At 66.6% G+C, this 23,628-nt stretch carries 27 protein-coding genes and 1 tRNA gene; 11 read left to right on the top strand and 17 right to left on the bottom strand.

Going from position 1 to position 23,628, the window contains the following annotated elements; genetic code table 11:
• Positions 1-223: 223 nt before the first annotated feature.
• Positions 224-976 (bottom strand): LmeA family phospholipid-binding protein, encoded by a 753-nt coding sequence (locus EEJ31_RS06640; protein ID WP_123045520.1) that lies wholly within the window; start codon positions 974-976, stop codon positions 224-226.
• A 1-nt stretch (position 977) separates the two neighbouring features.
• Positions 978-2,690, bottom strand: a complete 1,713-nt coding sequence (gene argS / locus EEJ31_RS06635; RefSeq protein WP_123045519.1) for an arginine--tRNA ligase — start codon at positions 2,688-2,690, stop codon at positions 978-980.
• A gap of 41 nt (positions 2,691-2,731) precedes the next feature.
• Here argS and EEJ31_RS06630 point away from each other — a divergent pair, with 41 nt between their 5' ends.
• The 4 genes from EEJ31_RS06630 (at position 2,732) to EEJ31_RS06615 (ending at position 5,254) form a co-directional block, all read left to right on the top strand.
• The gene (locus EEJ31_RS06630; RefSeq protein WP_148040140.1) at positions 2,732-3,403 is read left to right on the top strand and encodes an iron ABC transporter ATP-binding protein; all 672 of its coding nucleotides are present in this window, start codon (positions 2,732-2,734) and stop codon (positions 3,401-3,403) included.
• 52 nt (positions 3,404-3,455) lie between these two features.
• Positions 3,456-3,527, top strand: a tRNA-Arg gene (locus EEJ31_RS06625).
• 630 nt (positions 3,528-4,157) lie between these two features.
• Positions 4,158-4,865, top strand: coding sequence for a hypothetical protein (locus EEJ31_RS06620; protein WP_123045517.1), 708 nt, complete (start codon positions 4,158-4,160; stop codon positions 4,863-4,865).
• A complete protein-coding gene (locus EEJ31_RS06615) occupies positions 4,862-5,254 on the top strand; it encodes a GntR family transcriptional regulator (RefSeq protein ID WP_123045516.1) in 393 nt (130 codons plus the stop codon). The genes EEJ31_RS06620 and EEJ31_RS06615 overlap by 4 nt, the downstream gene beginning before the upstream one ends.
• Positions 5,255-5,638: 384 nt before the next feature.
• On the opposite strand, the gene EEJ31_RS06610 is transcribed toward EEJ31_RS06615, so the two are convergent.
• From EEJ31_RS06610 to EEJ31_RS06595, 4 genes are all read right to left on the bottom strand, one after another.
• Positions 5,639-6,910 (bottom strand): ATP-binding protein, encoded by a 1,272-nt coding sequence (locus EEJ31_RS06610; protein ID WP_199727291.1) that lies wholly within the window; start codon positions 6,908-6,910, stop codon positions 5,639-5,641.
• Between the two features lie 291 nt (positions 6,911-7,201).
• Positions 7,202-8,053, bottom strand: coding sequence for an LLM class flavin-dependent oxidoreductase (locus EEJ31_RS06605; RefSeq protein ID WP_123045514.1), 852 nt, complete (start codon positions 8,051-8,053; stop codon positions 7,202-7,204).
• A 154-nt stretch (positions 8,054-8,207) separates the two neighbouring features.
• The gene (locus tag EEJ31_RS06600) at positions 8,208-9,674 is read right to left on the bottom strand and encodes an HNH endonuclease signature motif containing protein (protein ID WP_123045513.1); all 1,467 of its coding nucleotides are present in this window, start codon (positions 9,672-9,674) and stop codon (positions 8,208-8,210) included.
• Between the two features lie 249 nt (positions 9,675-9,923).
• Complete coding sequence (locus tag EEJ31_RS06595; protein ID WP_123045512.1) at positions 9,924-10,490, bottom strand: GrpB family protein; 567 nt, start codon at positions 10,488-10,490, stop codon at positions 9,924-9,926.
• Between EEJ31_RS06595 and EEJ31_RS14290 the strand changes: the two genes are divergently transcribed.
• Positions 10,404-10,640 carry a PLD nuclease N-terminal domain-containing protein gene (locus EEJ31_RS14290; RefSeq protein ID WP_123045581.1) on the top strand — a complete coding sequence of 79 codons (237 nt, stop codon included), beginning with the start codon at positions 10,404-10,406 and terminating at the stop codon, positions 10,638-10,640. The genes EEJ31_RS06595 and EEJ31_RS14290 overlap by 87 nt on opposite strands.
• 18 nt (positions 10,641-10,658) lie before the next feature.
• Here the strand turns inward: EEJ31_RS14290 and EEJ31_RS13870 are convergent, their stop codons facing one another.
• Positions 10,659-11,726, bottom strand: coding sequence for an SCO7613 C-terminal domain-containing membrane protein (locus EEJ31_RS13870; RefSeq protein WP_123045511.1), 1,068 nt, complete (start codon positions 11,724-11,726; stop codon positions 10,659-10,661).
• A 650-nt stretch (positions 11,727-12,376) separates the two neighbouring features.
• On the opposite strand from EEJ31_RS13870, the gene EEJ31_RS13865 reads away from it, so the two are divergent.
• Together EEJ31_RS13865 and EEJ31_RS13860 are read left to right on the top strand one after the other, a co-directional pair.
• The gene (locus tag EEJ31_RS13865; RefSeq protein WP_158603915.1) at positions 12,377-12,613 is read left to right on the top strand and encodes a hypothetical protein; all 237 of its coding nucleotides are present in this window, start codon (positions 12,377-12,379) and stop codon (positions 12,611-12,613) included.
• Positions 12,614-12,630: 17 nt separating this feature from the next.
• The gene (locus EEJ31_RS13860) at positions 12,631-14,070 is read left to right on the top strand and encodes a putative sodium/potassium/calcium exchanger (RefSeq protein WP_158603914.1); all 1,440 of its coding nucleotides are present in this window, start codon (positions 12,631-12,633) and stop codon (positions 14,068-14,070) included.
• 320 nt (positions 14,071-14,390) lie between these two features.
• Here the strand turns inward: EEJ31_RS13860 and EEJ31_RS06565 are convergent, their stop codons facing one another.
• The 6 genes from EEJ31_RS06565 to EEJ31_RS06540 form a co-directional block, all read right to left on the bottom strand.
• On the bottom strand, positions 14,391-14,663 hold the full coding sequence (locus tag EEJ31_RS06565) for a helix-turn-helix domain-containing protein (protein WP_123045507.1): 273 nt from the start codon (positions 14,661-14,663) through the stop codon (positions 14,391-14,393).
• A complete protein-coding gene (locus tag EEJ31_RS06560) occupies positions 14,663-15,139 on the bottom strand; it encodes a DUF2975 domain-containing protein (protein WP_123045506.1) in 477 nt (158 codons plus the stop codon). The genes EEJ31_RS06565 and EEJ31_RS06560 overlap by 1 nt, the downstream gene beginning before the upstream one ends.
• Positions 15,140-15,249: 110 nt before the next feature.
• A complete protein-coding gene (locus EEJ31_RS06555) occupies positions 15,250-15,492 on the bottom strand; it encodes an SHOCT domain-containing protein (protein WP_123045505.1) in 243 nt (80 codons plus the stop codon).
• Positions 15,493-15,575: 83 nt separating this feature from the next.
• A complete protein-coding gene (locus EEJ31_RS06550; RefSeq protein ID WP_123045504.1) occupies positions 15,576-16,118 on the bottom strand; it encodes a GNAT family N-acetyltransferase in 543 nt (180 codons plus the stop codon).
• A gap of 99 nt (positions 16,119-16,217) precedes the next feature.
• On the bottom strand, positions 16,218-16,601 hold the full coding sequence (locus tag EEJ31_RS06545) for a VOC family protein (protein WP_123045503.1): 384 nt from the start codon (positions 16,599-16,601) through the stop codon (positions 16,218-16,220).
• Positions 16,602-16,666: 65 nt separating this feature from the next.
• Positions 16,667-17,047 (bottom strand): VOC family protein, encoded by a 381-nt coding sequence (locus EEJ31_RS06540; RefSeq protein ID WP_123045502.1) that lies wholly within the window; start codon positions 17,045-17,047, stop codon positions 16,667-16,669.
• 109 nt (positions 17,048-17,156) lie between these two features.
• Between EEJ31_RS06540 and EEJ31_RS06535 the strand changes: the two genes are divergently transcribed.
• Positions 17,157-18,173, top strand: coding sequence for an NYN domain-containing protein (locus EEJ31_RS06535; protein ID WP_123045501.1), 1,017 nt, complete (start codon positions 17,157-17,159; stop codon positions 18,171-18,173).
• A gap of 21 nt (positions 18,174-18,194) precedes the next feature.
• On the opposite strand, the gene EEJ31_RS06530 is transcribed toward EEJ31_RS06535, so the two are convergent.
• From EEJ31_RS06530 to EEJ31_RS06520, 3 genes are all read right to left on the bottom strand, one after another.
• Positions 18,195-18,443: a hypothetical protein gene (locus EEJ31_RS06530; protein WP_123045500.1), complete on the bottom strand. Its 249-nt coding sequence runs from the start codon at positions 18,441-18,443 to the stop codon at positions 18,195-18,197.
• Positions 18,444-18,539: 96 nt separating this feature from the next.
• Positions 18,540-19,775, bottom strand: a complete 1,236-nt coding sequence (locus tag EEJ31_RS06525) for a hypothetical protein (RefSeq protein WP_123045499.1) — start codon at positions 19,773-19,775, stop codon at positions 18,540-18,542.
• Positions 19,772-20,233, bottom strand: a complete 462-nt coding sequence (locus EEJ31_RS06520; protein ID WP_325049334.1) for a MarR family winged helix-turn-helix transcriptional regulator — start codon at positions 20,231-20,233, stop codon at positions 19,772-19,774. Before EEJ31_RS06520 ends, EEJ31_RS06525 begins: the two co-directional genes overlap by 4 nt.
• Positions 20,234-20,323: 90 nt before the next feature.
• Here EEJ31_RS06520 and sigK point away from each other — a divergent pair, with 90 nt between their 5' ends.
• From sigK to EEJ31_RS06505, 3 genes are all read left to right on the top strand, one after another.
• Positions 20,324-20,968, top strand: a complete 645-nt coding sequence (sigK, locus tag EEJ31_RS06515) for an ECF RNA polymerase sigma factor SigK (RefSeq protein ID WP_123045497.1) — start codon at positions 20,324-20,326, stop codon at positions 20,966-20,968.
• 170 nt (positions 20,969-21,138) lie between these two features.
• Positions 21,139-21,510 (top strand): VOC family protein, encoded by a 372-nt coding sequence (locus EEJ31_RS06510; RefSeq protein WP_123045496.1) that lies wholly within the window; start codon positions 21,139-21,141, stop codon positions 21,508-21,510.
• Positions 21,507-22,751, top strand: coding sequence for an MFS transporter (locus EEJ31_RS06505; RefSeq protein ID WP_199727290.1), 1,245 nt, complete (start codon positions 21,507-21,509; stop codon positions 22,749-22,751). The genes EEJ31_RS06510 and EEJ31_RS06505 overlap by 4 nt, the downstream gene beginning before the upstream one ends.
• A 73-nt stretch (positions 22,752-22,824) precedes the next feature.
• Here the strand turns inward: EEJ31_RS06505 and EEJ31_RS06500 are convergent, their stop codons facing one another.
• Entirely contained in the window at positions 22,825-23,508 is a 684-nt protein-coding gene (locus tag EEJ31_RS06500; protein WP_123045494.1) for a fasciclin domain-containing protein, read from the bottom strand.
• Positions 23,509-23,628 lie beyond the last annotated feature (120 nt).

Here is a 23,628-nt window from a genome sequence, read left to right as displayed (position 1 = left end):
GCGAACCCGGATTGGTCCCTGAAGCCAGTGAACGGAGGTCGCCGTCAGACAGGGCGATGTACCGCGATTCTAGCGAACACGGGTTGCGGACGCCGAACCAGAGGCACGGGCAGCGGCGCGGGATGGTGTGCCGGCTGCGAGTGGCCAGGGTGCGCTGCCAGCCTAATCACCGGGATATGCACTGCGCGGAATGAAGCGGGCCGGTCCCCCGGTCCCCGTCGCGTCAGGCCGCGCTGCAAGACCCGCGGCGGCTGAGCGAGTCGCCGTCGAGTGTCAGGCCCGTGGCCTCGAACGTCAGGTGGGCGTGGCCCGGCTGCGCCTGCACGCCGGTCAGCTCCACGCCCTCCGGGAGGTACTTCGCGACGCACAGCCGGAGCGGCTGCTCGCCGAGGATGCGCCGCACGATGCCGCCAACGTCGAGGCTGCCGACGCTCGTGCCCAATTCGGCCGAGGTGGGGGTGAGGATGATCGAGTCGGCGGTGACCGACGGCGTCGCGGTCGCCTGGTAGTCGATGGGGAGCCCGAGCACGCTGATCGAACCGGTGTACGTCACGCTGTCGCCGCCGAAGGTGAGCTGGGCGCCCATCGCCGACGGAGGCAGGAGTGCTTCGAGGGTGTTCCCGGTGAAGTCGACGGTGCCGTGCACGGCTCCGAGCGTCTTGGCGCGGTCCACCGGAACGTTCTGCGCGACGACGTGCACGGAGAGCGGTTCGTCGAAGACCTTGAGCGACGGCCCCTCCACGTCGATGCGCTCGAAGTTGCCGGAGAGGTACTGCTGGATGACCGAGATGCCGCCGATGGTGACGTTGATGTCGCCGCTCACCGCTGCCGGAACGCTGCTCTGGATCTCCTGGCGGATGCGCCGTTCGGCGTAGCCACGAAGCACGAAGTCGGTGACGAAATAGACCGCGACGAGCCCCAGCACCGCGAGGCCCGCGATGACGAGCACACTGAGTCCGGAGCGCTTGCGTGGCATGTCACATCCGTTCTGGGGCACTCACTCCGAGCAGCCCGAGGCCGTTGCGCACCACCTGGCCGGTGGCGTCGTTGAGCCACAGGCGCGTGCGGTGCAGGTCGGTGACCGGTTCATCGCCCAGCGGGATGACCCGGCAGTTGTCGTACCAGCGGTGGTAGTAGCCGGCGACTTCTTCGACGTACCGCGCCACGCGGTGGGGCTCCCGCAGCTCGGCGGCCTGCGCCACCACGCGTGGGAACTCCTGCAGCACCCCGAGGAGTGCGGACTCGGTGTCGTGGGTGAGCAGCTCGGGCGCGAACGCGCTGCGGTCGACGCCGGAGGCGGCGGAGTTGCGCGCCACGGAGCAGGTGCGGGCGTGCGCGTACTGCACGTAGAAGACGGGGTTGTCGTTGGTGCGCTTGCCCCACAGGTCGAGGTCGATATCGAGCTGCGAGTCGCTGCTGGAGCGCACGAGGGCATACCGGCCGGCATCCACGCCGACGGCGTCGACGAGGTCGTCGAGCGTCACAATCGTGCCGGCCCGCTTGCTCATGCGCACCGGTTCCCCGTCGCGCACCAGGTTGACCATCTGGCCGATGAGGATCTGCAGGTTGACGCCCGGCTCGTCGCCGAACGCCTCGACCATGGCCATCATGCGGCCGATGTAACCGTGGTGGTCGGCGCCCAGCATGATGAGGTTCTGCTCGAAGCCGCGCTCGCGCTTGTCGAGGTAGTAGCCGATGTCGCCCGAGATGTAGGCGGGTTCGCCGTTCGAGCGGATGACGACGCGGTCGCGGTCATCGCCGAAGGTCGTGGTGCGCAGCCAGATGGCGCCCTCCGCCTCGAAGATGTGCCCCTGCTCGCGCAGCCGCTCCACGGCGCGCCCGACAGCGCCGGACTCGTGCAGGGAATCCTCGTGGAAGTAGACGTCGAAGTCGACACCGAAACCGTGCAGCTTCTCCTTGATCTCGGTGAACATCAGGTCCACTCCGATGGAGCGGAAGACCTCCTGCTGTTCGTCACGCGGCAGGGCGGCGAGGTCGCCGTCGTAGATGTCGACCACCTTGCGGGCGATGTCGGCGATGTACGCGCCGCCGTAGCCGTCGTCGGGCGTGGGCTCCCCCAGGTAACTGGCGAGGACGCTACGCGCGAAACGGTCGATTTGCGAACCGTGATCGTTGAAGTAGTACTCGCGCGTGACATCCGCCCCCTCGGCCTTCAGCACGCGGGCGAGGCTGTCTCCGACCGCGGCCCAGCGAACGCCGCCCATGTGGATGGGACCGGTGGGGTTGGCCGAGACGAATTCGAGGTTGATCTTGAGGCCGTCGTAGAGGTGCCCATTGCCGTAGTCGCTTCCCGACTCGACGATGGTCTTGGCGAGGGCGCCGGCGGCCGCCGCCTCGAGCCGGATGTTGATGAAGCCGGGACCGGCGACCTCGACGGATGCGACGCCGTCGATCTCCTGCAGCCCCTCGGCGAGCTGGGTGGCGATGTCACGCGGGTTCGCCCGGAGCGGTTTGGCGATCTTCATCGAGATGCTTGACGCCCAGTCGCCGTGATCACGGTTCTTCGGACGCTCCAGCGTGACGTCGGAGAGCGCGAGCGCCAGGTCGGGCACAGGTGCGTTCGCTTCGTCGGACTCTCCGCGGGAGTCATCGCTCGCGCCGGCGCGCCGACGCTCGACGAGCGTGGTCACGAGCTCGAACAAAGACTGGGAAAGTTCAGCGGGGGTCACAACCAGCAATCCTATCGTCGCCGACTTGATAGGGTCATCGCGTGCCACACTCACCATTGCCCCGCCGCGACCGCTTCCCCCGCCTTTTCACCGGGCTGGCCGTCACCGGGGCCGTGGCCCTGATCACGCTCACCGGATGCTCCGCCGACTCGCTCACGCCGAGCGCGTCGACCACGAATTCGTCGACGCCCGCGCCGGACGCTGCTGCGACGGCCGGTGCGACGCCATCGCCAACGGATGCGCCGGAGCCGACGCCCGCGGCGACGCCGACTCCGACGCCCACGCCCTCCGGCGACCCGGTCGGGCTCGGCTGCGATGACGTGCTCAGCCCCGACGACATCTACGCGTTCAATCCCAACTTCGGGACCGCCCCCGACTACCAGCCGACCGGCGTCGTCGCCACGGCTCCCGCATATGGCGGTGTGGCGTGCGGTTGGATGAACCAGAGCAGCCGAGCGCTGCTCGAGGTCTCGGTGGCGACGCCCACCGACGACGCCCTGGAAGACCTGAAGAACAAGGCCGCCGCCTCCGGCAAGGCGGTGCCGACGTATGGCACCCCGCCTGAGGTGGAGGCCTACTTCTCCAAGTCGGGCGAGACCGGCACCGTGCAGGTATTCTTCGGCACGTACTGGGTGGTCACGTCATCCGTTGTCTTCTACGAACCGGGCGATGCGCAGAAGCTGATCGACATGATCCAGTCGAACCTCGGCTGATCCGGTCGCGCAACGCGGGCGCTCGGCAACTGGTAACGTAGTTCCCGCCCTGGCCCCCATAGCTCAGGGGATAGAGCACTGCCCTCCGGAGGCAGGGGCGCAAGTTCGAATCTTGCTGGGGGCACCTTCTGTCACGTGCCAGGCTATTCCGGACTCTCGCCATCTAGTCCGGACAAGCGGAACCCATCCGTCGTCACGCCTTGCGCTATTTGGGACATCAGCCGGGCATATGCAGTTGACCCGGCTCAACGGGCAGGTCTGACGGGCTTGCCTCCGCTCGTGGCTTCCAGGAGCTCAGTTACTGAACGGACCTTCCCCGTTGAGGCCGGGCTTACAGATGCTCGGCGGGAACGGGTCTGGCTGCAGGGGATGGCCGACGCCTGCTCATCAGACGACGCCGGATCTGCACTGCGAACCGGCACACCGTTTCAGACCATCGTGCGTGAATGGGAGCTCGCTCCAGCCCTCGAGGGCATCGTTTGTGGCAATCGACTGATACATTTAGTGTACTGTTTGGGTGGTACAAGGACGAGGGGTTGTAGTGATGGTTTGGTTGTACTTCCTAGTGCTGGGTCCGGTGTTCGCGGGCATCATTCTCGCGTTAGCATGGTGGCTAATTCGGAAGCGCAAGCAGGGACTACCAGGCGGAAGCGTAAGCGCGTTTGCTTTAGCCGCAGGACTTTTTCTTGTGTTTGGCGGGGTCGCCGTGCGTCTGATCGACGGGCCGCTGTCGTTACAGCTCGATTTGCCGACTGTGATCTGGGAATGGTACCGGGACTACCGGTTCACAATCCCGCTGTCGCTCGGGATCCTTGGCCTGGTGCTCCTCGCATTCCCGGTCCGAGCTCGAAGCGGACGGGGCGCTGCCGAGCTCACACCCCGGACGCCGGTTAGTTTCTCGCGTGGGTGGTGGTTCGTCGCTCCTGCCCTGATCCTTGCGCTCGTCCTCATCGTCTCCGTCACGGCTGGCGCCGCCTCCCAGCCCGACCCCACCACAGGGCGCTACACAATGTACTTCGTGGACCTCGGCGGGGAACGGGGCATGGGCACCAGCATCTACGGGTGGTTCAACTCCCTGCCGTGTCTGATCCTCACGGGCGCCATGATCGTGATCGCCATCCTCGACCTGTTCCTCATCGCTCGGCCCGCACTGGACCACAACCAAGAACGAGCCGTGCACACGCGAACCGTCCGCACACGCAACGTCCTCCTGGTCGGAACAGGTGCGCTTCTGGTGCACTTCGGGCTCATCCTCGGTTCGCTCGCCGGGACCGCATCGGTGCGATCCATGTTCTCGACCTCTGAGGGAGGCGTGACGTTCTGGACGACCTTTGCGGCGCTCGAGCCGGCGCTCGTCGGGGCATCCCGCCTTGCCGCCGTGCTCGGGTTCGCGCTGTGGGTAGCTGTCGCACTGTCCGCGATCCCGTCGTGGCGACGGGCTCCCGCCACCATCAACTCATGATCATCGCCCTGTCAGGCTCCGCCCCGCCAGCGGAGCAGATCCGCGATCAAATCCGTGGGCTGGTCGCGTCCGGGCGACTCGCAGGCGACGAGCGCCTTCCCTCGGTTCGCCAGCTCGCCAAGGACCTCGGCGTCGCCCCCGGCACCGTTGCAAAGGCATACAAAACGCTCGAAGCCGAAGGCTACCTCGTCACCCGCACCGGCGGAGGAACCCGTATCAGCCGGAGTGCAGCGACAACCCCGCGATCGGTATTGGAAGCCGCCCGTCAGCTCGTCGACACCAGTACACGCGCCGGCACCAGTCTGGCTGACACGATCCGTATCCTCAGAGCAATCTGGCCGCAGCAGGAAGTCCAATCTGAAACACCGGAAACATTCAATGCACGCTGAACGATCGCTAACTGACCTGCTTGTCGATCGCGTTCCGTCTCCCGTTGCGCTGAAGGTTCGACTTACGGGAGACCTGGCAAGTGTCGCCGTGTGTCGAGAGCAGGGTAAACCTCCACCGAGAGCGGGTGATGGCCGATATTGTTTTCCTTCTTTTCGAGCCGAGGAACATCGCGACCTATATCAACCTGTTCGTTGGCCTGTGCCTCGCCGTTACGGGTTTTGGAAGTTCGCGCGCACTCCGAACGCAAGAAAGAAAGCGTGATTCGAGTGAAGCACGAAGTGGGGTCGGGGATGCGCCTGCGTGAAGGTTCCCCTTCTGGGGGCAGTTCGAGCAGAGCGTCGAGGTGAGCGGGTCCACCCCTCTATGCGTCCAGTGAACGTCCTTCAGGCGGTGAGCAACGCGAGCGGGACGACCGCCACGCCATCCTGTCGACGATAGGCGTGCGCGCCCGTGTTGATGACGACGAGGTCGACGATTTGGTCAGGGAGCGACTCCTTCAGCCAGCGCAGGTGGCGAACATCATGGTCGGTGATCGCGGATTTGAGTTTGACTTCAACACCGACCGCTTCTCCGTGTCCTCGGTGGATGATGAAGTCAATCTCGTGCCGGCCATCATGGTCGCGGAAGTGAGACACCTGCGCGTCATTCGCCTGCGCATAGGTCTGGAGGCTGAGGGCGACGAGTGCTTCGAAGAAGTCGCCGAGATGAGTGCGGTCCCCGTTGTTGATCGCAGGTTGGGCGGCGGACATCAGTTTGACCTCGTTGAGGTTGAGGAGGCGCGCGGCGAGTGCGGGATCGGCGAGAAAATGCTTCGGCGCGAGGGCGGCTCGTGAAAGAAGCTTCTGACTGGGCGACCAGGCATCGACTTGGTCAAGCAAGTAGAGGCTGCTGAGGACGTCACGATAAGCGATCGACGTCTTCTTTGTCGGGCCTGTTGGTGCACCTGGGTCGAGACTGGCGCCGATCTTCGCGAACGTCGTTGCCGAGGCGGTAGCCGAGGCGTAACCCCTCAGCCAACCACGCAATAGTTCAGGCTGGCGGATGCGGTGCCCCTGTTCGGTGAAGTCGTGAGTGATGACTCGCTCGATGTAGTCATCCAGCCAAATCCCGCGGGCACGATCGTTCATCTGTCGGGGCTGAGGGAATCCCGAGGCGACGATTTCGCGGACGTAGTCACGCAGCTCGACGTCGCTGGAGCCCTGGATGTCAGGTATGTCTGCGCTGAGCAGATCGCGGAGGCGGACGGTGGGCGCCGCCAAGTTGCGTTCCGCAATGGAGAGAGGTCGCATCCGGAATCTGATGATGCGGCCAGCGCCAGAGTGGAGGTGCGCTCCAACTGGTGCGGCGCTGCCGGCCAGGATGAACTGTTCGCCGGTCGAATTACTGTCGACAAGGCGGCGAACACGGTCCCACACCTCGGGAACATTTTGCCATTCATCGACGAGGACGGGGGTGTCTACTCTGCTCAAGTACTTAGGGTCCGCTTGGACCAACTCCCGCATCTCGGGGAGGTCCAAGTCGAGAATCGTCTTCGCTCGCTGCCTCCCAGTCGAGGTCTTCCCGATTGCGCGAGCCCCATCGATGGAGATTGCAGCGAACGAAGGGAAGAGCTCGTCGATTGCGTCATCGATGATCCGTCTCTTGTAGCCTTCCACTGTGATGAACCTCCCGCATTGTGACTAGTACACCACCTTGAGGCCGCCAAAGATACCATTTTGAGCGGAATCAGTCCACCATATCGAGCAATCTCGCTCTACCATTACGAGCGGCCGTGGTCCATCACTTTTTCGTAAGCTGTCAATGTCGGTTATCGCGCGCGGCTCAACACGGCTTCCGCACGATTCGGCGTATCCGGAGTTGGCAATTTGTCCGGACTAGTTCGTCAGGCGGCACCTCACGGGCGGCGGATCACTCCCTTCCGAGGAAGCAGCGCCGGCAAGCGATCCCTAACGGGCGGGTCCGGCGAGGATTCTGGCGGTGAGCGCCTCCGTGTCCCACGGGTCAGCGAGAGCGAGCCAATCGACGCCGAATCTGAGCGGGCTGAGGTCTTCGAGCCACCAGGTGGCAATGCCCTCATAGCTACGTACGGTTCGAGCCGAGTGGGGGTCGTTCTCGGTGTGCCCGCTGACCACGACGTCGAACGGCTCGTCCGAGAGACGGTGAGCGTCCACGTAATCCACGGCTCGGCGGAGATCGGTGACACGATCGTCCGCATCCTGCATCGGCACCATGCCCTGATAGCGGGCCGCCCGACGCAACGACCGCCGATTGCTCGCCTGGCCGCCCACCCAGATAGGAATGGGCGTGACTGGTCGCGGAAGGAAGGTCATCGGCTCGAGGTTGTAATACTGGCCTCGGAACGCGAACTGTTCGCCGGACCATAGGCCGGTGAGGATCTCCAGCCCCTCATCCAGCATCTCGGCGCGCGTCTTCGCATCGGTGGGGTCACCGAAGAAGCGGAAGTCCCACTCAGTCGGCTCGCCCAGCCCGACGCCAAGAACCAATCTGCCGCTGGAAAAGTTCTGCAGCGACACCGTCTGCCGGGCGAGTTCCCACGGTCGCCTCCGCGCGAGCGGAGTGACAAGGGTTCCGATCGTGATGCGCTTCGTGCCCGCAGCGACCGCAGTGAGCGCCACCCATGGATCGACGTGCGGATTCTTATCGAGATCGCAGAAGAGAAGGTGGTCCCAGAGGAAGAACCCGTCCCATCCCGCGCCCTCCGCGGCCACGGCCAAGTCCGCGAGGACACGTGCATCACCGAATGGACCGAAGTTCGGCAGATGCAGTCCGTACTTCATCGTGCCTCCTCCTCAAGCGTCATGGTCAACGTAGCAAGTGCGGGCGACGTGGACAGGCCTGGCCGAGGGATGAGAGCGTTTGCGATGGGCTGCAGCGCCGATGGCCAAACGGATATGGCGCGCTCAACTCGTGCAGGAGCAGGGCTCTGTAGGACTAGTCGCGGTTGTGCGTCTGTTCGAGTTGGTCGAGCAGCCGGGTGGGTGATTTGGTGGCGGGTCGCCATCGGCTGGTTCTGTCGATCCAGGGTGGTGCTTTGATCTGTGGGGATCCGTCGATCATGCGGATTTCCCACCCGGATGTTTCGATGGTGCGGTGGTGGAACCAGCACAAACAGACACCGTTGCTCGTGTGGGTGGGTCCGCCGTCCCGGTCGGGCCAGACGTGGTGGATTTCGGTCCACGCGGCGGGGATGTCACAGCCCGGGATGATGCAGCCGCCGTCGCGGAGCATGATGGCGCGGCGTTGGGCCCGGTTGAAGGTGCGTTCCTTCGTGCCGAGTTCCACGATCTTGCCGTTTTTCTTGAGGACGACTTTTTGGAGGCCGCCGGCGCAGATCATCTGCCGCACCGCGTCCATCGAGATCGGTGTCTCCACCCCGTCGATGTGACCCACACCCCGGTTCGCTGCCAGGTCTTCCTGGCGGACGCTGACCAACACGGTCGGGGCGTCTCCGGCGATGGTGGGGGTGTCGGCGGCTTTCGCGGCGGTGGCGACGATGACGGCGAAGATGTCGTGCCGTTTCTGGTCGGGCGTGCGGGTGTCGCCCGGGTCGCGGTCTTCACCCCGTGCGGCGAGTTCTTCGTCGATGAACGCGACCGGGGCAGTGCGCGGGCTCATATACGCGTCGATGACGCGTTTCGCGGCAGCGGCGGTCTCAGGCATCAGCATTCCCGTCACCGGGATGAGCCCGCCCTGTTCCCGTCCGAAGCGCAGGCCCCGGTTCTGCATGGCCTGCTCTTCGCGGGGCTCTGCCCCGTCGGGGTTGAGGTGCGCCAGCCAGAGGCCCGCCTGGACGCGGGAGAGGTCCGCGGACACCGGCACCCCGCTGTCTTCCCCGCTGTCTTCCCCGCTGGTGCCGGTCGCGGCGGCGACGAGGGCCGCCTCCGCCAGGCCAAGCTCGTCGGGGTGCACGCGCGGCAGTGCCGGGGTCAGCACGGTGATGATCGCATCCGCCCCATCCAACCCCAGCGCCCCCGCCGCGACCGCCGCGCCGATGGCCGGGAACGCCGCCGGGATCGGTTCCCCGGTCAGGGTCATCCCGCGCCGGAAGTTCTTGCCGAGCCGGAGCCTCCGCCGCACCGTCGCCCCCGACACCAGGGTGACGCGCTCTAACAGTTCGACCTCGTTGCGGCAGCCCTTCCTCGTGGAAAGCTTCTTCTCCAGAAGCTCCGGACGGGACCGGTGGCTGATATCCGACACCACCGCCACGCGGTGCGCGTCCACCAGCCGGCCCAGCTTCTCGACCGCCCCGGCAAAGCGAAGCGCCTGCTCGTCGTTCAACCCGCCGGCCGTCCCCACCGGCGCCAGCTCCTGCAGCTTCCGGGTCATCTCCTCGAAAACCCGGATCGGATCAACCCCATCGGGCTGATCGACGTCCGGATCCGAGGCCAGGAGCGTCATCGCACCCGAAACCTCTCCGAGAACAAACCTACGTTGGTGAACACGCCTCAAGTATACCTCAACCCCTCCAACATTAGAAGAGAAAGACGAGAAAATATCGATGAAATCTGAGCCGTCCCCGCGCTCTCTAGGCCAAAAAGGGCTTGACCTGGCAAGAGTTGCATTTACATGCGGCTCAGAACGAAAAGAGCCCAACCATCGAGAACCGTGCGTTGACTCACAACGGGCACGAAGGGATCGAAGTCCTGGTCAGAGCCCGCGAGCCGTCCTTGCTCGTGCTTTGATCGCGAGGATGACTTCGGTCTTGGCGTCGGCGTAGTCGTTCATGTCGTCCCACCCCCTGCTCAGCAGGGTCCGTTTGGTTCTCTCATAGAGGGCGCGGTCCTTCGCATCGGAGCGCAGATAATCGCGCAGCAGGAGGTACTCGTCCACCGCGGGATCACCCCGCTCGTACACGTGCACATGGACGTCGCGCGCCGGCGTGCGCACCAGACGATGCCTCGGTTCGCGGGTTCGCAGCTCGTAGCCGGCTGCGAGGAGCCCGTCGAGGTAGTCCTCTTCCGCGGTGATGTCGTCGACCATGACGAGGATGTCGATGATCGGTTTGGCTGCCAGACCGGGAACCGAGGTGGAACCGATGTGCTCGACCTCAACGTTCGCGGTTGCGAGCACGTCGAGGATCCGCCCGCGGTGCTCACGGTATTGGGCCGGCCACCGGTCGTCGTAGTCGTGGAGTCTTATCTCGAGCTTCTCAGGGCCTCCGATGAGCTCGACCGCTGTGACGTCCGGTCGGCGTGGCTTGCGGTTCCTTGTCACACGACCATCCTCGCAGCAACCGCCCTCTCAGAGACCGAAAAGGCCGTCTGGGTCATTGTGATCGTGTTGGCTCCGCTGCTCGGATCGATCGCTTGGTACGTGGCCGGACCACACCCGTTCGGAATTCGACTCACGCATTCTTACCGATAAGACGGAGAGCGATGCGATTCACGCCAGGTCGCGCAGTCTCGCCGCGATGCTGTTGTCGTCCCCCGCCCGACGCTCATAGGTGACGGCAATGATGAGGAGCACGGCGCCGACGACAGCCAGCGTGATCCACCACGGCACCGACTCGATTCCGCGGCCGATCTGCACCACGAACACGAAGATGTTCTCGATGGGCAGCACGATGATGCCCATCAGGAAGGGTGCCGAAAGTTTCAAGCTTGAGCCGACGAGAATGGCGACAAGCGCGACGCCGATCACGAGGATGGCGCGCCAGGTCTGCGGGTCGGTGAAGGTCGCGAGGATCGAGGCCAGGAACATCACCCCGAAGCCGGGGGCAAGCAGCGGCCACGAGCCGCGCCAACGAGTAGGCCAGCTGTTGAAGGTGCCCGGCGGTGTGCCAGCTGTACCCGCTTGCCGTCCGCGCATGGCGGCGACGCCAGCGGCGAGGAGGAACAGGCCCAGCGGCAGCGAGAACCACTCGACCCGCAGTTGGCGCGGGCTCCAGGCCACGATCGCAGTGATGAAGGCGAGCGCGAAGAGGAACCAGACGGGCGGCAGGCTCGTCCGCCCGTTTCGCAGCCGCATTGCGACAAGGACCATGGCGGTGAGGTAGGCGAGCATGAGCGACCACATCAGCCAGATCGCGATCCAGTCTCGCTCGATGGACGTCCACGTCGCCAGCCCGACGTACAGAGCGGCGGGAGCATACAGCCAGCGAGCAGACAGCTGACCGGCACGCAACCCTCGAATGCGCACCGCGTGAGGTGCCGAGGCATGGGAAGTGATGGCCCGCGCCGCAGCGGCAGCCGGCACGGCGCCGGCCAGACCGATCACGAGGCACAATGCCACAAGAGGCAGCGTCCCGACGGCGACCATGTCGGCACCGACGCCGAAGCGCACTCCCTGGATCGCCCCGGCCGCCCCCACAACAATTGCGACCGCCAAGGTCGGTGTGCAGAGTGTGCGCAGCCGCTCGGCGCGGAGCGACGCGCCCCGGTCCAGCAGCAGGCCGAGCCCGAACAGCGCCCACGACGCGGCGACCAGCCCGTAACCGCGCCACGATGCCACGACGGGTCCTCCGGGACTCCGTCACTGCCAGCATCACGAGGGACGGCACGACGGCACCGAGGCATCCGCTGGTGAACAGCGACATGCCGTGTGCGCCGCGCGCGGTGAGGATCAGGCCGATGACCGCCGCCGCAAGGCTCGGCGGCAGGAGGTACGACTCGAGCAGTTCGATGCCGACCAGAGCCCACACGCACCACAGGGCTCCCGTGAGGCAGGCAGCCGCGATCCACCATCCGTAGCGCCGCTTCGCCCAGAACGACGTCGCAGCTGCGCCGAGCGCGAGGATGACGAGCACGAGGAACGTCGTCGGCAAGCCTGCCGCCACCCGGATGAGCGCGAGCCCGATGGCGATCGCGCCAGTGAGCAGTGCTGACCCCTCGATGGCGATCCGCGCGACCGCGGCGTCTCGTTCGCCGATGCCGCGTGGTTCGAGGGCCGGGCGGACCACTCCCGTGCTCGGGAGCACAATGGCGACGATGGCCGCGATGACCGGCAGCGTCACAGGAGAGGCGCTGCCCAGGAGCACCTGGGCGCCAAGGCATACGACCACGACTGCTAAGGAAGGGACGAGAAGGCCGGCGGCGATTGCGCGCAGCACGATGCCGAGTCCGGGCCGGCGGGAGACGAGGAGTGTCATCGCAAGCAGGCACATGATGCCGGTTGAGAGGGCGGTCCAGCCACTGCGCTCGAAGACCACCTGGATCACGCCGATCACGAAGGGCACGGATGTCACGACCAGGATCGAGTACCAGGCTGCGGGCCTCACCTGCGGAAGTGCGGTGGCGACGATCGCGCCGATCAGGCCGATCGACGTGGTGAGGCACAGGAGCGCGACCGTGCCGATGCCGAGCTGTCCGAGCGCCGTCGCCGCGACCACGAGGGCGTAGGCGTAGCCGACAGCGACGTGCAGAAAGCGAGTCGCTGCCGGCATTGGCCGCGCCAGCGCGATGATTGCCGCGACCACCGCGATGCCCGCCCATACCGCGAGGCGATCGTCGGTCCAGGAGATGATGCCCGCGAGAACCACGGCCACATGCGCCCCGGCGATCAGCGGCAGGCGCACGCGAAGCGAGGCAGCTCGGATGCGAGGGACGAGAACGAGCGCAGCGCTCGTGACCACCGCCAGCCCGAGCGCGATCACGATTTGAGCCCAGGGCAGGAGGCTGGGGGTGCAGACGAACGCGAGCCCCGCCAGCGCCGCCAGCCAAATGGCGAGCGCGGCGGTCCCTTTCGCGCCGTACGCCTGCGCGATGTCGCGGTGCAGGGTCATGACGGAAAACGCTCCAAAGCCGATGGCACCTGCGATGAGGCCGAGCACGACCGCGAGCACGCCGTCGGTCTCGATCACGGACGCAACGGGATTGGAGCCGCTGAAGGAGCCGAGCACCTTCAGGGCGCCTATCAGGAGCGCGACGAGGACCGTCGCGAGGACGCTGACCACAGCCATTCCGAGCGCGCCGCCCGTGAACCAATGCCGCGTGATCGTCGCCGGGATCGGGACCAGCGCAGCGAGCACGACGAGTCCCACAGCGCCCGCGATAGCGCTGACGGCGAGGTACCAGCGCTCGGCGCCATGCGCTCCCAGGTCGAGGGCAAATGGCAGCGCGATAAAGGCGGCGACGCCGGCGGCTCCGGCGATGAAGCTCCAGAAGGAGCGAGCGAGGTACCGGCTCGCGAGCCCGGCAAACACCGCGATAGCCGCAAGGATCGCGCAGATTCCGAGCCAGTATGCCGTGGGGCTGCCAGCCTCGATGAGTCTTGCCTGCGCGAGCACGACTGCGACGGCGGCGATCTGCACCACCGTCAGGGTCACCTGTTCCACCCGGAGGCGTCCGTCGAATCTCCGCGCCGTTGCGCGGGCAAGTCGCACGAGCGCGAGAGCGACGAAGGCCGTGCCGAGGTGCCCGATGGCCGCCGAGATCACGGTGGCGCTCGCGTAGCCGATCATCGCGGGCACCACGGCGAGGCCGAGCAGCGATATCCAGAGCCAGGTTCGGATGCGCGCGAGAGCGGACAGTGCAACCATGGCCGAGCCGCTGGCGAGCGTTCCGACCGCCGTGAACGCCCACGGGCTAAGACCGTTCGGAGTGAGTTCGGAGAGCGCGTACACGTCGAGGGCGACGAACACCATCCCGAGTGCGCCGACCACCTCGGCCGAGAACTGCAGCCGGCGCCGGGCGAGCAGCCAAGCGCCGCCCAGGAACAGGAGGGTGATAATGCCGACGATTGCGCTACGAAGCACTCGATCGCTGAGCTCCGGATTGAAGAATGTGAAGACGATCGCCGCGATGGCGAACAGCCCAGCACCCGCGACCGCCAGCACCGACTGCACCGTGGCGCTTGAGCGCGGATCGGCGGCGGCTGGGGTGGCCGTGGTTGGCGTAGCCGCAGCGGCTGGTGACGGTTGGGCCGCACCTGGTCCCGACAACTGTGCGGGCGCGCGCGGCACACGCTCAAGCAGCGCTTGCCGCGCGCGCAGTGCGATGGCCGCCTTCCGGGAGGCGCTCCAGAGTTCGCGGCCGATTCTCCCACTGAGGTCGACGCCGCAGTTGCGGCAGCGCCGGTTCTGCAGGGCGTCGACTCCGCAGGCCGGGCAGGATGTACTGTCCAGAAGGCGTGCGACGGCGATGTCGCTCCACTGGTTCGTCATCGGAGCAGGCGCGCTCACGAGGCTTCCGCCGGATCGCTCGATTGCGCCGGGTTGTGCAGTTCCGGTGCATCGGGCCCCGGATCGCCCGGCACCCAGCTGAGGATATCGCCCGGCTGGCACTCAAGTACGCGGCAGATCGCGTCGAGGGTCGAGAAGCGGACCGCTTTGGCCCGGCCGTTCTTGAGCACAGAGACGTTCACCGGCGTGATGTCGATCGCGGCGGCGAAGTCGGCGACCGACATCTTCTTCTTGGCCAGTTCGACGTCGAGGTTGATGACGATGGGCATCAGACCACCTCCGACAGGTCCTGCTGCAGTTGCAGCGCGTTGCGCAGCAGTCCGCGCATCACCACGATCAGCAGCGCAAGTCCTGCGCCGACGACGACGCCGAGCGCACAGAGCAGCATCACCGATGGGGAGGCGACGTTCGCCGATGCGAGGGTTCCCATCGACACCGCGATGAGGACGGTCGCCAGGACGATCGCGCCAAGGATGATGTCGACCCAGACAAACGCATCATCGCTGAAGATGACGGACGTACGCACCATCGACAAGAGCCGCCAGACGCACACGAGCACCACCTGCACGCACAGCAGAAAGAGCACGGCAACGATGATGCCCGGCACCTGGAGGTAGCTCAGGCCTGCGTAGTTCTCGGCAGACTGCCGCGCCACGCCGGGAACGGTGAAGATCTGACAGGCCAGGAGTAGTGCGATCATCACGACGATGACGGCCTTCAGTAAGGCGATGGTTGTCTTGTGCATGTCGTTCCTATCGATAATCGGTACCTGACTATCGAAAAACGATACATGTCACATGCCCTGAGCGGAAGCCATGGCGCCGCTGCGGCTTAGCCGCATACGGTGCTCCTGGGTCAGATTCGGCCCAGAAGTTCGACTCGCTTCGCCTCGTACTCGGTTTCGGTCAGTAGTCCCTGGTCACGCAGCTGGGCCAGCTTCTGAATCTGGTCCACCGGATTGGGCGAGGAAGATACAGGTCGAGCGTTCCTTCGCGCGAGCCGAATCACAACGAGGATGATTGCGGCCACCACGACGGTGATGAGAACCAGCACCCCGAGAATGATCAGGACGTGCCAACCAGCGAGATTATTGAGCATCTTTCCCCCTCCGCCGGAATGATACCGACGAACGGAACATTACCGGTCGCCTCGCGTCCGGTGGCAGCCTCCGAGCATGATGCCTAATCGTGCAGAACGACTTGGTAGAGATTGTGGTCTTGCCACTTTCCGGCGATCTTCAGATACCGAGGCGCCATGCCGATCTGCTGGAAGCCTGCCTTCAACAGCACCCGTTGTGAACCGACATTGTGAAGAAGGGTGCTCGCTTCTATGCGGTGCAGTCCGAGTTCCTCGCGGGCCGTTTCGACGATGGCCTGCACGGTTGCTGATGCCAGGCCACGGCCCGCATACGCGTTGTCCACCCAGTAGCCCAGCCCCGCGCTCTGGAAGGGGCCGCGCACGATACCGGCCAAGTTGAATCGGCCGACGAGGTCGTCTCCTGCGAAGAGGCCCAGGGGGTATCCCTCGCCGGCCTCACGCGCACCAAGACGCTTGGCGGTATCCGTTGCCTGCCACGCCTCGGTGTAGAACTCCTCCAGGCGTACTGGTTCCCATGGGGAGAGGTAGTGGCGGTTGCGCACATAGGCAGCGGCGAGCGCCGAGGCATCGCTGAGGCGCAGCTCGCGGAGGAGAACGTCGTGGCTGAGTTGACGTGGCTGAAACACTGGTCAACGTTAGCTCAGCCAGCCGCGGCGAGCGGATGCGGCGCGGAGCTGGTTGCCGCGCATCGACGGATTCGTCTCCCCCGCCAGCACGGTGACGCGCTATTGCTTCGCGATTCCCGCCGCATCCGCTTGCGTCGTGAGTACGCAGAACTCGTTGCCCTCCGGGTCCGCCAGGACGGCCCACCCGGTGTCGCCATCGCGGAGGTCGTTCACCATCGTTGCGCCGAGGCCGAGGAGGCGGTCAACCTCCTGGTCGCGGCTCCGGTCCACCGGTCGGAGACAGATGTGCATCCGGTTCTTGACGGTCTTCGGCTCCGGCACTTTGAGGAAGATCATCCAGCGGCCCGCAGGCCCGCGCAACTCGGCTTCGTCGGCGGTACTGTCACCGCCGGGCTCGAAGTCGTCCAGAACGTTCGCCCACCACGCCACCTGCGCCTGCGGGTCATGCGCGTCGATGCAGAAGTTCGCCGTTCGAGATGCCATGCACACGACTTTGGCATACGCCCCCACGCCCGGTCCACCGGCCGCGGACCGGGCTAGGTCTGGTCTCAGTGGGCGATCTGGATCAGGTTGCCGCAGGTGTCGTCGAACACCGCCGTGGTCACCGGCCCCATGGCGGCGGGCTCCTGCATGAAGCGCACGCCCAGGCCACGCAGCCGCTCGTACTCGGCAGCGACATCGTCGACACGGAACGAGGTGAACGGAATGCCGTCGGCGACGAGCGCCTCCGTGAACGGCTTCACCGCTCGGTGCCCGCTGGGTTCGAGGAGCAGCTCAGTGCCGTCCGGGTCCTGCGGCGACACCACCGTCAGCCACCGATCCTCCCCCACCGGAACGTCGTTCTTTTTCACGAAGCCCAAAACCTCCGTGTAGAACCGGAGCGCCTTCTCCTGGTCGTCGACGAACACGCTGGTCAGGATGATTCTCATGTCGCCACCGGCGAGTTGAGCGCCCGAGTTGCCCTCGCCACGCCGCTCGCATCAGACTGGAGGCACCGGATCGCGACTGAGTCATCCGCCTGTGGCTGAGGAGCTGACCATGACTGAACCGAACGACGCACGCGTCGGCCTGTATATCGACTTCGACAACATCGTCATCTCGCGCTATCAGCAGCTGCACGGGCGCAACGCCTTCCAGCGCGACGGTATCCGCGATTTCGACAAGGCGAACCCGGATGCCGATCGCGCGATCGCCGCAAAGCTCGCCGCCGCCACGGTCGATTTCAACGCCATCATCGACTTCGCCGCCTCATTCGGCACGCTCGTCGTCAACCGCGCCTACGCCGACTGGTCGGTGCCCATCAACGCGAGTTACCAGCGGCAGCTGATGTCGCGAGCTGTGGACCTGACCCAGCTGTTCACCACCACGACCCGGGGAACCAAGAACGGGGCCGACATCCGCCTGGCTGTCGACGTGGTGGAGGACCTCTTCCAGCTGCCCGACCTGACCCACGTGATCATCGTCGCCGGCGACTCCGACTACATCGCCCTCGCCCAGAAGTCGAAGCGGCTGGGTCGCTTCGTGGTCGGCATCGGCGTCGCGGGCTCGACGAGCACCTCGCTTGCGGCCGCGTGCGACGAGTTCGAGGACTACGACTCGCTGCCCGGCATCGACAAGTCCGCCGCCGCTGCGGCGAGCGCAGAGCGCCCGCGGGCGAGCAAGAAGGCCATGGAAGCCGCCGACGCTGGAACCGACGCCGTCGCCGACGCAGCCCCGACGGCGCGCAAGCTCGCGACGGTCCCCATGTTCTCGCACACCGAAGACGCGCAGCTCGACGAGCCGGAGGCCGACGACATCGATCCGCAGACGGTGGCGACGGAGCTCCTCCTGCGCGCGCTGCAGATCGGCCATGCCAAGGGCGACGCCGACGAGTGGCTCAACACGGGCACGATCAAGAACCAGATGCGCCGGATGAACCCCTCTTTCAACGAGAAGCCGCTCGGCTTCCGCTCATTCACCGACTTCCTCTCCTCGCGCAGCGACCTTGCAGAGCTGAAAGAGGACGGCCCGCAGCGACTCATCCGGCTGCGCCCCGAAGCGGACAGCAAGCGCTGAGGACCCGGCCCCCGCCACACCTCAGCGACCGGGTGGCGGTTCCGCCGCGCCGCCTGGTCGCCGGACGCCAAGCTCCCGGGCACGCGCCTGGATCGACTGGTCGATGGCCTGGAGGTGCCGTGCCGCGGCGAGCACCGTCAGCGTATCCGGTGAGCGCAGCGACCCGGCCTGTTCTTCGAGGGCGCTGACCGCTTCGCCGATGTCGTGGAAGGCGACGTCGGACATCCGCTCGCCGAGATTGTCTGCGAGCGCGTCGATGTTGTCCCGCACGAGCCGGGCGACCTGCTCGAGGTTTGTCCCGAGTGGCAGCGACGCAGTCGCGAGGGCCGCGTCCGAGAGGCGGATGAGGGCGCGCGTGTGGTATTCTCAGGCGGCGAGGATCTGCAGGGTGCGCCGTGAGCCCCCGCGGTCAAACACACCGGTGAGACCGTGGGTGAGGGGACGGGTGGTCGCGCGAAGCGCGGCGAAGGCCCCGCGCAGGGCGGGGCGGTCGTCGTCGGCGCCCGCTGGCCGCCCGTCCGGGTTTTCAGCGGATGCGCGGGGGCGCTCGGGTGCATCATCGGCAGCCGGGAATGCGACGCGATGCCAGCTGTCGTACCCGGCGTCCAGCACCCGCGCGAGGGTCGCCGCGCCCTCCTCGCCGGGTGATTCGGGCGCGCTCGAGTACACCGAACCAACGAGCGGCATCGGCGCGCGCAGGACATCGGCGAACGCCCGCAGCCGCGACGCCATCGGCTCCCGCTCGGGAGGACCGGCGCCGGCCTGCAAGCCCCCGTGCACCGCCGTCGTCGCGAGGTTCTCGATGGCCAGCTGGAAGTCGAAGACGCGCACGCCGAGTTCGTCGTTCCCGATCCCCTGGATCACCCGGCCCTCAGCCGCCTCCAGGACGTCTTCGACCGACGTCGCCGTCGAACCGGACGCAGCCACCCGTGACCGCAGGTCGGCTCGCAGGCGCTCGTCGAATTCACCGGCGCGCACGCCCTCCACGAGGACGTCCAGCACGCGACCGGCCCGGAACCCGAGCGCCGCCACCATGCGGTGAAGGTCGCGGTCGGCGTGCCGCGGCCGAAGCAGCAGGCGCATCGCGATGGTCACGAGTGCGGCGGCGATCACTGCTGCGGCCACCACGGGCAGCTGGGCAGGGGTCGTCTTGACGAACAGCGACAGGAAGTACGACATGAACGCGACCATGCCGATGGCCGTTCCGCGCGGCCCGAGGGCGCGCAGGAGCACGGCGGCCACGGCGACGATGACGAAGACCACATCGGCCAGCGGCGCCACCGCATGGACCACGGCCCCCAGCGTGATCGCGATGACGGAGGAGGGTATGAGCAGCAGGATGCTGACGGCCCGTCGGCCCGCTTCGGGCTCGCGAACGGCCAGCGACGCGATCATGGCCACCACGATCCCGGGAACGACGGCAGTGATCGGCTGGGCCGTGACCGTGGCCAGGGCGAACAGAATCAGGGCAACCACGACAAGGGTCGCGATCGTCGTCGTCGCCAGTCGCAGCCGGGCGCGGTCGGGGTCAGAGGTTGTGAACCCGCGACGGATGCGCCGAAGCGGGCGCACCGCGGCCGGGATCAGGCGCCCAAAGGTCACCGCCGGGCGGCGGTCGCCTTGGTGACGCTCGCCGTCAGCTCGCGCAGCGTCGCTTGCAGCGTTGCGAATTGCGCGGGGTCCAGGCCGAGGGCGACCTTCATGTCGCACTGGATCTTTTCCGCGTGCACGCGCAGCGCATCTCCGTGCGGGGTCAGGGCGATCTCCACGAAACGCTCATCGAGGTTCGCACGGCGGCGGGTCACGAGGCCCCTGGCCTCCATGCGGCGCAGCAGGGGTGTGAGTGTGCCGTGGTCCAACTTCAACACGGTGGCGAGCTCCCGCATCGTGCGGGTGCCCTCGTCCCACAACACGACCAGCACGAGGAACTGGGGGTAGGTCAATCCCAGTTCGGTGAGTACCGGACGGTAGGCATTCGTCATCGCTCGCGAGGCTGCGTAGAGATCGAAACACAGCTGGTCGGAGAGCGACGGAGTCCGAATTTCGGCCATATCCCACATACTGTCACGACTTCAGGTAGCTTGTGCAAAAGATACTTGTGCTCAAGACGAATACCCGCTCCGCGTAACAGCTGCATTCCAAGGACGACAATGACCCCTCGCGCCGCTCACTCCTCCGAGAACCAAACACTCGAAACGGAAAGCGGCACGACGGAATCGAGTGTGGACGGCATCGACGGCGGAGCCGACGCGGCGCGCGCGAGTCTCGAATCCCAGCTGGAGGCGTCAAGCCACGGCGACGAGCAAGCGTTCGCACACCTCTACGACAACGTCGCGCCCCGCATCCACGGCATGGTCCTCCGGGTGCTGCGCGACGTGCACCAGTCGGAGGAGGTCACCCAGGAGGTCTTCCTCGAGATCTGGCGAACGTCCAGCCGGTTCGACCAGAACCGCGGATCCGCGCTCGCCTGGGTGATGACCATGGCTCATCGCAAGGCAGTGGACCGCGTGCGAAGCAGTGAGGCATGGCGGCGCCGCGACGCCGCCGACGCCGAGCGGAGCCGCCGCACCCTGACCGATGAGACGGCGTCGGCAGCGCAGGCCTCCCTCAACGCCCAGGGACTGCGAGCCGCACTCCGCTCGCTCTCCGCCTGCCAGCGCCAGGCCATCGAGCTCGCCTACTTCGGCGGATACACGCACAGCGAGGTCTCCGAACTGCTGCAGGTGCCGCTCGGCACGGCGAAGACCCGCATCCGGGACGGCCTGATCCGGCTTCGCGACACGCTTAGCGCATAGCTCGCCCTCGAACGCGCGGGCCGCGGGCGCACGGCGCGAATGGGGTCTGCGCCGCGCGGTCGGCAGCGCATCCGTTGTGAACGCCGCGCTATGGCCTCACAATGGCCGTGACGATATCTTTCGCTCACGTCGCCGATGTTGCCGCCCCCATTCAGACGAAGGAGTGCGTTATGGACATGCGACTCGAACTGGTTCCGTTGCCGTCGAGCGACGTCGAGCGAAGCAAGGAGTTCTACGTCGACCGGGTCGGCTTCCAGCTGGATCATGACGTCGCGCCGGGCAACGGCATGCGCGTGGTTCAGCTGACGCCGCCCGGGTCCGCCTGCTCGATCGCTTTCGGCGTCGGGATCACGGCCCCCGACGCAGCCCCCGTCCTCAACCTCCACCTCGTGGTCGACGACCTTGAAGGCGTGCGCGGCACTCTCGTCGGCAACGGAGTCGAGGTGTCCGACATCCACGACATGGGTGGCGGCGTGCACTACGCGTTTTTCAGCGACCCGGACGGCAACTCCTGGGCCCTGCAGCAGATCTCCCGTCAGTGACTCAGACGACCGCCGAACCCACGGAGCGGCAGCGACTCTATCGCCGCACGCTGCGTGTCGTCGTGGTTTCGCAGGTCTTCGGCGGGGCGGGCCTGGCCGCGGGTGTGACAGTGGGTGCGCTCCTGGCCGAGGACATGCTGGGCACAGACAGGTTCGCCGGGCTCCCCTCCGCAGTGTTCGCCCTCGGGGCCGCCGCATCCGCCCTGCTGGTGGGCCGGCTGTCACAGCGCCGGGGCCGGCGCACGGGCCTGAGCGCCGGGTTCCTTGCGGGCGGGATCGGTGCGGCCGGTGTCGTCCTGGCCGCCGTGCTCGGCAACGTTCCCCTGCTTTTCGTCTCGCTCCTGGCGTACGGCGCGGGAATCTCCACCAACCTGCAGGCACGGTACGCCGGCACCGACCTTGCCGAGCCGCGGCAGCGCGGCACCGCGGTCAGCGTCGCCCTGGTGTCCACGACGCTCGGCGCTGTGGCCGGCCCGAACCTCGTTCCGGTCACCGGGCAGCTTGCAGTGGGCTGGGGCATCCCGGCCCTGGCGGGCCCCTTCCTCCTGGCGTCGGCCGCGTACCTCGTGGCCGGCATCCTTCTCTTCGTCTTCCTGCGGCCTGACCCATTCCTCGTGGCCAAGGCGTGGGGGGCTGCCGCGCCGCCGGCTGTCTCCGCCCCGGCACCGGACCGCGTCGACCGAGGAGTGCTCGTGGGCGCGAGCGTGATGGTGCTGACGCAGCTGGCGATGGTGGCGATCATGACGATGACGCCGGTGCAGATGCGCGCGCACGGCCACGGCCTCTCCGATGTCGGGCTCGTCATCGGTTTGCACATCGGCGCCATGTACCTGCCATCGCTCGTGACCGGGACGCTCGTCGACAAGGTCGGACGCGTTCCCATGTCGATCGCCTCCGGCGTCACCCTGTTGCTCGCGGGCACCGTCGCCGCCCTCGCGCCCCCGGATTCGATGCCGGTGCTCATCGTGGCCCTCGTGCTGCTCGGCCTCGGCTGGAACTTCGGCCTCATCAGCGGCACGGCGATGATCGTGGACGCGACGTCGCCCGCGACCCGGGCGAAGACCCAGGGCAACGTCGACGTCCTGGTCGCGCTCTCCGGGGCGACCGGCGGAGCGCTCTCCGGCATGGTGGTGGCCGGCAGCAGTTACGCCGTCCTCTCCCTCGGCGGCGGCCTCCTCGCGCTGCTGCTCATTCCCGTCGTCGCGTGGAGCAGGCGCGGCGCGCGCGCTGCGACCGGCTAGGCGGGCGGATGCGCCGGCACAGCAAAAAGGGACGGCCGCCGAAGCGACCGTCCCTCCTCTTGAGCACCCGAGGCTACATCGGGGGCATGAGCACCGAGTCGATGAGGTACACGGTGGCGTTGGCGGTGTGAACGCCGCCGCAGATGACGTTGGCGTCGTTGACCTTGAGCGAGTCACCGCTGCCGGTCACCGTCACGGTGTCTCCTTCGACGGTGGTCTGCTCGCCGGCGATGGCGTCGGGCGAGATCTGGCCGGGAACCACGTGGTAGGTCAGGATCTTGGTGAGCGTGTCAGCGCCCTCCGGGGTCTTGAGCGAGTCGATCGTGGCGGGGTCGATCTTGGCGAAGGCGTCGTCGACGGGGGCGAAGACGGTGAACTCGCTGCCGTTGAGCGTGTCGACCAGGTTCACCTTGGGGTTGAGCTTGCCGGAAACGGCGGCCACGAGCGTGGTAAGGAGCGGGTTGTTCGAGGCGGCGACGGCGACGGGGTCGGCCGACATGCCCATGACCGATCCGGGGCCCTCGGGGACGGCGTCGGCGTAGGCGGCGCAGCCGGGGCCGACGAGGTCGGCGGCCGGGTCGGCATTCGTCGACGGCGTTTCCATGGGGCTCTGCGAGGGGCTCTCCATCGGGGCGCTGCTGGAGGTGTCGGTGTCCGACGAGGCGGTGTCGCTGCTGGAGGAACAGCCGGCGAGGCCGAGGGAGGCGACGGCGGCGATGGTGAGCGCCGTGAGGGTGTGGCGAGTTGTGATGCGCATGGGGTTCTCCTTAGGGGCTGTGCGACGAGATCCGCCGGCATCTGCCGTGTTCCCTCGTGGCTTTCACGAGGTGGTTCGGAGTGGCACCGGAAACGGATTGGAACCGGCATCGACCAATCC

The organism is Cryobacterium tepidiphilum, from assembly GCF_003716325.1.
Taxonomy (GTDB): Bacteria; Actinomycetota; Actinomycetes; order Actinomycetales; family Microbacteriaceae; genus Cryobacterium; species Cryobacterium tepidiphilum.
This window is presented reverse-complemented; position numbering and strand designations above follow the sequence as displayed.

What these genes read in the sequence shown, in the direction of transcription:
- EEJ31_RS06565 (WP_123045507.1), bottom strand. Translation starts at nt 14,663, where the DNA reads ATGCCCATCGTCATCAACCTCGACGTCGAACTGGCCAAGAAGAAGATG.
- EEJ31_RS06540 (WP_123045502.1), bottom strand. Translation starts at nt 17,047, where the DNA reads ATGAGAATCATCCTGACCAGCGTGTTCGTCGACGACCAGGAGAAGGCG.
- EEJ31_RS06560 (WP_123045506.1), bottom strand. Translation starts at nt 15,139, where the DNA reads ATGCACAAGACAACCATCGCCTTACTGAAGGCCGTCATCGTCGTGATG.
- EEJ31_RS06600 (WP_123045513.1), bottom strand. Translation starts at nt 9,674, where the DNA reads ATGACGCTCCTGGCCTCGGATCCGGACGTCGATCAGCCCGATGGGGTT.
- EEJ31_RS06605 (WP_123045514.1), bottom strand. Translation starts at nt 8,053, where the DNA reads ATGAAGTACGGACTGCATCTGCCGAACTTCGGTCCATTCGGTGATGCA.
- EEJ31_RS06520 (WP_325049334.1), bottom strand. Translation starts at nt 20,233, where the DNA reads ATGTGGGATATGGCCGAAATTCGGACTCCGTCGCTCTCCGACCAGCTG.
- EEJ31_RS13865 (WP_158603915.1), top strand. Translation starts at nt 12,377, where the DNA reads ATGATGCCGGTTGAGAGGGCGGTCCAGCCACTGCGCTCGAAGACCACC.
- EEJ31_RS06555 (WP_123045505.1), bottom strand. Translation starts at nt 15,492, where the DNA reads ATGCTCAATAATCTCGCTGGTTGGCACGTCCTGATCATTCTCGGGGTG.
- EEJ31_RS06615 (WP_123045516.1), top strand. Translation starts at nt 4,862, where the DNA reads ATGATCATCGCCCTGTCAGGCTCCGCCCCGCCAGCGGAGCAGATCCGC.
- EEJ31_RS06535 (WP_123045501.1), top strand. Translation starts at nt 17,157, where the DNA reads ATGACTGAACCGAACGACGCACGCGTCGGCCTGTATATCGACTTCGAC.
- EEJ31_RS06545 (WP_123045503.1), bottom strand. Translation starts at nt 16,601, where the DNA reads ATGGCATCTCGAACGGCGAACTTCTGCATCGACGCGCATGACCCGCAG.
- EEJ31_RS06640 (WP_123045520.1), bottom strand. Translation starts at nt 976, where the DNA reads ATGCCACGCAAGCGCTCCGGACTCAGTGTGCTCGTCATCGCGGGCCTC.
- EEJ31_RS06500 (WP_123045494.1), bottom strand. Translation starts at nt 23,508, where the DNA reads ATGCGCATCACAACTCGCCACACCCTCACGGCGCTCACCATCGCCGCC.
- sigK (WP_123045497.1), top strand. Translation starts at nt 20,324, where the DNA reads ATGACCCCTCGCGCCGCTCACTCCTCCGAGAACCAAACACTCGAAACG.
- EEJ31_RS06510 (WP_123045496.1), top strand. Translation starts at nt 21,139, where the DNA reads ATGGACATGCGACTCGAACTGGTTCCGTTGCCGTCGAGCGACGTCGAG.